We start from the raw sequence: 6,978 nt of genomic DNA, 5'->3' as shown, positions 1-6,978 counted from the left end.
GTCGAGCCGACGGTGAACGCCTGCCCTGCTTTCGTCGGCGCGGTCCATACGATCAAGGATCGCTTCAAGCTGACCCTCCATGCGCCCCAACATCATGTCCATGCTGCGTTCGCTCAATTCCCCAGCCCTTTCCGGTAGTCTTGATCCCAGGCCCAACAGCGATCGATCCGCGCATTTGCCCGGCCAAGTGCGCGGTCAGTTTTCAGCAGGGCCACATCGAGCCGGTCGCCTAGCTTGACGCCGGAGCGTTCGTTGATGCGGCAATCCTCTGGCTTGTCGGGGACCTTGGCGGCTTCCGTTATCGCGGCACGCGTTGCCTCGGCCGCTGCCTGAGCGCGCTTGGCGTCGGCCAGTCGCGCACGTTCACTTGTTGCGCAGCCCGTCAAAGAGAGGCTGATCAACGCCATCAGGCACATCACGCGCCTTGAGCTGTTCCAGTTCATCGGCGAGATCCTCGTTTTCAACGGCTGCTGCGATCCGGGCGTCCTCGAAGCGCTTGTTGGCATCGGCCAGCGACGCGGCCTTGCCCTCGATAAAGGCGCGCAGTCGGCGTTCCTCTATGACTTGAGCCTGGAGCGCGTCGAGCTCGGCACCTGCAACAAGCTCAGAGACGGCCTTGTTGACTGCCATCCGGACAGCTGATGCCTTGTCGAAGTAGACCCAGAGGCCGGCGGCGATGATCAGCGCGAGCGGAATGGGGATCATGATCGACAGCGCCCGCCAGGCGGCGAGCGCGATGGGTTTGAGTGCGAGCAACATCACGCCCCCTTGAGGCAGAGATCGCGCTCGATCTGCCGGCGCTTGGTCAGGCCCGGAAGCCGGATGCCGGCCGCCTTGTCCCACTTGCTCAGTTCGTTGCAGGCGCCGCGCAGATCACCGGCATTCAGTTTCCTTGCGAGCGTTGACTTGCAGAATGCACCGGTGCCGACGTTGTAGGTGAAGGACAGGAAAGCAGTGAACGAAGGATCCGGTAGCGGAACCTTCACGCACTTCATCATGCCGGTTTCGAACTCGACGAGGCGGCCCGCAAGCATCGCCTTGCACTCGGCGACGGTTGCCTTGTCACCCATCTGGACGCCTCGCGTCTCGCCGAAGCAGATCGTCGGGATGCCTATCGGGTCTTTGTAGGCGTAGGTGCGCAGGCCTTCGAACCCACCGACCATTGCAACGACTACGGCGGCAAGAGTGGTGTTCCGCTTAAGACGGCTCATTGGTCTCATCCTTGTTTTCGGGGCTCAGGTCGTTCTGGAGGATCACGCGGGCCAGAAGCGCGCCCGCGCCGACGAAACCGGATAGGGCGGCGAAGATGCCGGGAGGCACCGTGATGACGCCCTCAAGGAGAGGCAGCGCCGCTTCGACGCCGGACATCATCACAGCGATGACCAGGAGGCGGACAGACCACGCGTGGCGCAGCACAGCGCGCCAGTTCTCGACTAGCTTCATGGGAGTGACCTCAAATGGTTGGGAGGGTTAGCGGCCGCAGGTGACCATGCTGCACAGGACGTCACGCGGGATGCCGGGATCGTCGGTAGGTGCCGTCTCGCACCCCGTCAGGAGGACAATGAGGAGGACGAGCGCTCTTATTTCAAACATCAGTTCAGGGGCTACGAAACGTCGGGTTGAATATTTGGGGAGATTGGTGCAAATCGTTCAGAGGCACCGCAACGAGCGCCTAGATGATTTCAGAAGCACAGAACCCCAAGCCGTTCTTTCCCTACATTCACATCATCCGCGGCATCTCTGCAGTGATGGTAATGTGGAGCCATCTAGTTGGACTGTGGCTGTTTCAGACCGGCGGCTCATGGCTTCCGTGGTCACTCTTCTACGACTACGTAGTGAGGCCGTTCCATCTGCTCTATGGCGGCGGCCACCTCGGGGTGATCCTGTTCTTCCTGATCTCAGGCTATGTGATCAGTTATGTAGGGGAGAAGGAAACGCAACTTGAATTTCTCCTGAAGCGCGTCTTCCGAATCATGCCTCCACTGATTGTCGCGGTGTTCGCGCTGTATTGGGCTAACCGAATCCTGGCCGCGAATGGTTTGCCGCTGGTGTCCGGCACGAATGCGACAGACATCCGAAGCTACATCCTCACCAGCATGCTGCTCGACAAGATCGTCTATTCAACGAGTTATTCATTGAGCATCACGTGGACGCTAGTAGCTGAGCTCTTCTTCTACGGCATCACGCTCGTCGTGTTACCGAGCCTGAAAACATCCCCGACGAAAAGCACCGTGGCCATGCTGGCGATGTATGCCGTCGTTTCGGCCCTAAGCATTGCGGGAGCGTCTTATTTCAGTTTCGCGTTAGCGCATACGATCGTGGTGCCGATCTTCGTTATCGGCCGTCTCATCTATCTGCAAAGCAACAACCGGATATCCACGGAGCACCTTTGGCTTCTCGCCTGCGCTTCTGTGGTGATGTTTTTTGCCGTGCAGACGGCTCGTTATCCTGGCATCCTCTTCGAAGGGCCAATAATTACTGCGTTCACCTACCCGACAGCAGTCCTGATATTCCTGGGTATGAGAGCGATGAAAATCTCCCGAATCCCGAAGGTGCTGAAGTTCCTCGGTGATGTCAGCTACTCGGTCTACTTGCTGCATCTGCCAGTTGGGATGCTCGCGCTCACACTCCTGAATGACAGGATCGGCTATACCGCCGCCTTGGCGGTAGGAGTCACGGCTACCTTTGTGGCCGCGTGGGCCTCATACACGTTTGTGGAGCGTCCAAGCCAGTCGGCGGCTAGGAAGATCATCGCCGCATTCAAGCTAGGCGATGACACCGCCCGTCGCCACGCATCCGGCTACATCCCCCGGTAGGTCATTGGTCCCGATCTCCATGAACCCGTTCTTGTGGACGAGGTACTTTGCCCCGTGGATGGTGCCGTTGTAGGCGATGTTGCGGGCGACAATCCCAGCATCCGCAACGCCAGCCCAGCGAGTGAACCAAGGCGTGCCGATGACCGTAACCGTCAGATCGGTGGCAGTGATGTAGCCGCCAGAATAGCTGTGCCAATGGTTCAAGCCCCCGCCTGAAACCAGATAGCTATTCTTGATGAGCACCTGTCCGCCGTAGGAGGCGAGAATATGATCCCCGTCGCCCGCGCAAAACTCCATGCCTTCGCGCAGGTTGATCATGCCACCGAACATCGCCCAGACACAGTGACCGCCCGACCAAGCGGCAAGCTTCATGTTCTTCAGGTTCATTGTAAGGCCGGCGATGTTGTTTGCCATGGCTGGCTTGCCACCCGCTGCGATTGCCGCACCGCCGCCGTCGACGGTAATCTTGCTGCCACCAACGAGCGGTCTTTTAGCGTCGAGTGTGGCGGAGGACGTACTGTCGAGAATGAACGTCGCTGCAAAGCCCTTCATGTCGTAGTCGGTGGCAAGCTTGTCGTATTCTTCCTGAAGAGACCCACAGGAGGTAACGTGAACGGTTATGTCTTCAGTCAACCACTGCCTAAACATTCTGACCCCTTGTATCCACAAAACCGAGGCAGTCGAGAACGAACGAGCTAGCCGCACCAACCGTGTTGACCTGGGAGAAGTAAAGCTCGCCGGATATGTTGGTGATGAACTGGTCGAGGAGCGTGATCTGTGTCCCGGCAGCGTTGAGGAACGCCACGGGAATATTCGGCGATCCAACAGCGGCATCGCCAAGGGTAATAGTAACAGTGTTGCCTACCGCGACGCCAAGGGCGCAGCGCAGGATTGGCCGAGCAACAACGCCGGCAGGGGTGGCCATTTCAAGTAGAACGGAAGCCACCGCCACGGTGCTGTTTCGAATGTTCACGGGAGTATCGTACTTGAATACATTCCCGAGTTGCCTAAACGGTCGTATGGCCCCACCTGTTCGGATGATAGACCCGATGCGGCGAAATTCGGTGTAGTTGGCGGGCAGAAGCGGCAACGCCTGACAGGTATGGACGCCAGACTGCGGACCAGAAGTGTTGATCGCCGAGCCTCCGTTCGTCGCCGAGAACCTGAAGGAAGTCCCTGTCAGCCCAGTCGCGATGACATAATAAGTGGTGCCGGCAGATACGCCGGTTGGCAGCGCGCCGGTGGTCGAAAACTGGAACGTGCTCCCTGGAACCAGCGCGTGCCCACTGCTCCATGTCACCACACAAGGCGAGGCAATGGTCATCGTGACCGTTGTAGTCTCGTCATGAGACAACGAAGCGATGATGTCGGCTGCGCCCGTATCCGGCCGCATGATACGGTGGATGTGATAGGTGAAGTCTACCAAGGAACCATGGTCGAGCATGCCCTGGTTGTGCCCGGCCGCCCACGTCACATCTAGCTTTTTGGTGAGGTCCGCTGCTTGCTTCATCAGCAGCGGGGTCGCCGAAACACTGGCGACCTCGCCCGCGCGCACGACGATATCGTTCGTCGCGTCGAGGGTGTCGTTCTCGAGGTGATTGGCGCGGCCGCCGCCGCTCAGGTATCCCCGGATCGCTGGAATGGTCGACGGATTGACAAGGATCCAAGCCCCGGCGCCACTATTCGCGTCTTTGTCGTAACTCAGGATGTAGCGGTTGCCGTCGAGCATATCGCCGGCTGACAGCGCCACATCAGCACCGCCCACCATTTTTCGGATTGCCTTGAGCCCAAGCCCTGAGACCCCCAGCGTTGCCTGCCCGGTGTTGTTCCCAGTGGCCTCGAAGGTGGCAACGTCAAGGTCGAAATAGGCGGCAAGTGCAACTGCGGGGGTCAGCGTCAGCGCGTTCGCCGTACCGCCGGCGAGCGGATAGCTCAGACGCTCCGCAGCAAAGACGACCGATGCCCGGTTGTTGGCTGTATCGATCGACAGGACCGTGATCCAGTCGGTGCCGTCGTAGTATTTGAACAGATGGTTCGCCGCCGTGGTGTCGTCGAGCCAGAACATGCCGGCGACCTTGTAGGTCGGTGCCGTCGGGCCCTTGTGCGAGCTATGCAGCGCATCGCGCCAGCTATTGAGATCGTCCGCAAGGGCCGACCCGCTTTTGGATGTGGCCACGATTGAGCCGAAGTTGAACTGGGCCATTGAATGCGCCTCGTTTGGTGGGGTCTGATCTGAAGGGATTGCTAGGCTTGCTGGAGCCCGTAGCCCTTGGCCATGTAGTCGACGGTGCGCTCGACTGGCGTGCCGGCGGCGTTGAAGTACTGGATGTGAAAGCCAGCCGGCCCCTTGGCCGTAATCAGGCTGTAGTCGCCGGTTGCCATATTCTGGTCGGCAGTGCCGATGCCATGCAGCGCTTTGAAGGGCGGGTTGAACTCGATATCCAAGCCGCCAGTCGGCACCACGACATCGTCGCCAGCAATGACGCGGTCGGGCATGTCAATTTGGACGCTAAGCGCGTGGACGGCAGGCGTCGTCAGCCCGTAGGTCGCGCCCAGGTCATTTGTCGGACGGCCTTCCAGGATGATCCGAAACTCCAAGGCGCGCGCCGTGACATCGCTAACGACAAACGGCAACCAGTCGCCCCAGACGGCGAGAATTGGATCGACCATCGTCGTCCGGAACTCAAGCCGAACCTCCCAGTCATCGGCACCGGTGTCGTCAAGAACTGCAACATCCGCTAGCGACGTCCACAGTGACATCACCTGATAGGGGTTCTCGCCCCTGGCATCGAGCAGCGCCGTGATCCGCGAGGTGTAGGCGTCACCCAGATCGACACCATTGTCGAAATAATAAGTACCGGTGAGCGCCAAACCGGGGCTATTCCCATCGCCTTCTTGCAGCGAGATCACATCGCTAAGCGTCTCCCACGTCGACATCGTGTTGTTTTCCTGGAGGCGAAGAACGCCGCCATAGGATGTCACGCTGTCATGGACGCCAGGGTACGCTGGGCTTTCGGCCAGCACTTCGACGATGTTCTGCCCTGCAAGTGACGCAATGTTGGTTGCGACCAGAGCGGCATTCGCGCTCTTCAGCCCGGTCTGGAACACCGACTTGATCAGGTAGGTTCCGATCATCGTCGGCACCTGGATGCTGGTGCCCGAAACCGATGGGATCAACGTGGTTGCCGCATTCCAGCTTACGGTAACGTTGTCGATCGCAACGAAGCGGATTTCATAGGCCACGCCCGTTGCCTGGACCGCGTCCCAGCTAAGCGTGGACGTGTCGCCCAGCGTTGATATCTCGAACCGGGTCACGTCGGGCGGCGGGTGGTTGAGCATGTCCGCGGCATACGCTTCCGAGGTCAGCCAACTCGACACCGAATTGTCATCGAACCGACAACGGACACGGAACGTGTAGACGCCGGCCTGCAGCCCCCTGAGTTCGGCAGACGTCTGGGGCGAGATTGCTACCGGACCGGTCTGGAAAACTCCGGTGCCATCCCCTTCATTTCGGTATTCGACCTCGAAGAACTGGACTCGGCCTTGCCGCGGCACGCTCCAGCTCAGATACACGACGGAAAGGAAATCGCTCCCTTCCAGATAGATCCCTTGCGTCATCCGAATGTCGGTCGGCGGCAGCGAATACGGATCGACCGGCTTGGTGACGTTGCTCTCGAATGCGGGGATCACGCCGTTGTCGGCCAGATAGATATCCGGGGCATCGTCAACCAGCGTGATCCGGGCAACCAGATTGTCTTGCGGCTCGATGCCGAGCACGCGATAGACAGCGGACTCGCTCTGCCCCTCGCCGAAGGTGAACAGGTCGCCGATGGCGGGGAGTGACCCGGTGCCCGCCAGCACGAGCGTATCAGTTTCCTCCGTGACGGCGGCCGTCATCGACCGCAGCACGAAACTGCCGTCGCTCAACCTGAATCGGATCGAATAGAGCGTTCCGGCCACCATATTGACTGTCTCGTCGAGAACGACAGTCTGCGTTCCGGCGTTGACCGAAACGACGCGACCACTGGCGAGGCCGATGAGCATGACGTCATGGGCCACTCGGACGCGGTCGCCACGCGTGCAGACCAGGTTCTCGAAGTCGACGTTGATCGTGTAGGTTTCTGGCCTCAGCCTCAGTTGCGCGATGTGAAAACGCCCATGC

General features: G+C 59.7%; 8 protein-coding genes. 1 reads left to right on the top strand and 7 read right to left on the bottom strand.

The annotated features are described in order from the left end of the window. Nucleotides 1–113: 113 nt before the first annotated feature. From AC1DLV_RS30075 to AC1DLV_RS30060, 4 genes are read right to left on the bottom strand one after another with little or no spacing between them, the layout of a single operon-like run. Nucleotides 114–407, bottom strand: coding sequence for a hypothetical protein (locus AC1DLV_RS30075; protein WP_476803616.1), 294 nt, complete (start codon nucleotides 405–407; stop codon nucleotides 114–116). Further along, entirely contained in the window at nucleotides 364–759 is a 396-nt protein-coding gene (locus AC1DLV_RS30070; RefSeq protein WP_476803615.1) for a hypothetical protein, read from the bottom strand. Before AC1DLV_RS30070 ends, AC1DLV_RS30075 begins: the two co-directional genes overlap by 44 nt. Beyond that, nucleotides 759–1,211 carry a lysozyme gene (locus AC1DLV_RS30065; protein ID WP_476803614.1) on the bottom strand — a complete coding sequence of 151 codons (453 nt, stop codon included), beginning with the start codon at nucleotides 1,209–1,211 and terminating at the stop codon, nucleotides 759–761. Before AC1DLV_RS30065 ends, AC1DLV_RS30070 begins: the two co-directional genes overlap by 1 nt. Further along, nucleotides 1,198–1,443, bottom strand: a complete 246-nt coding sequence (locus AC1DLV_RS30060; RefSeq protein ID WP_476803613.1) for a DUF7940 domain-containing protein — start codon at nucleotides 1,441–1,443, stop codon at nucleotides 1,198–1,200. Before AC1DLV_RS30060 ends, AC1DLV_RS30065 begins: the two co-directional genes overlap by 14 nt. 233 nt (nucleotides 1,444–1,676) lie before the next feature. On the opposite strand from AC1DLV_RS30060, the gene AC1DLV_RS30055 reads away from it, so the two are divergent. After that, nucleotides 1,677–2,816 carry an acyltransferase family protein gene (locus AC1DLV_RS30055; protein ID WP_476803612.1) on the top strand — a complete coding sequence of 380 codons (1,140 nt, stop codon included), beginning with the start codon at nucleotides 1,677–1,679 and terminating at the stop codon, nucleotides 2,814–2,816. Here AC1DLV_RS30055 and AC1DLV_RS30050 read toward each other — a convergent pair. The 3 genes from AC1DLV_RS30050 to AC1DLV_RS30040 form a co-directional block, all read right to left on the bottom strand. After that, nucleotides 2,766–3,464, bottom strand: coding sequence for a hypothetical protein (locus AC1DLV_RS30050; protein ID WP_476803611.1), 699 nt, complete (start codon nucleotides 3,462–3,464; stop codon nucleotides 2,766–2,768). The two genes, AC1DLV_RS30055 and AC1DLV_RS30050, sit on opposite strands and share 51 nt — an antisense overlap. Beyond that, the gene (locus AC1DLV_RS30045) at nucleotides 3,457–5,019 is read right to left on the bottom strand and encodes a hypothetical protein (protein ID WP_476803610.1); all 1,563 of its coding nucleotides are present in this window, start codon (nucleotides 5,017–5,019) and stop codon (nucleotides 3,457–3,459) included. The genes AC1DLV_RS30050 and AC1DLV_RS30045 overlap by 8 nt, the downstream gene beginning before the upstream one ends. Nucleotides 5,020–5,060: 41 nt before the next feature. Then, nucleotides 5,061–6,978 (bottom strand): phage tail protein (locus tag AC1DLV_RS30040; RefSeq protein ID WP_476836340.1); only part of this gene is annotated, 1,918 nt, incomplete at its 5' end.

Source organism: Aminobacter sp. 01T433, from assembly GCF_056398585.1.
Note: the sequence above shows the minus strand (reverse complement) of the source record. Positions and strands in the feature narration are given on the sequence as shown.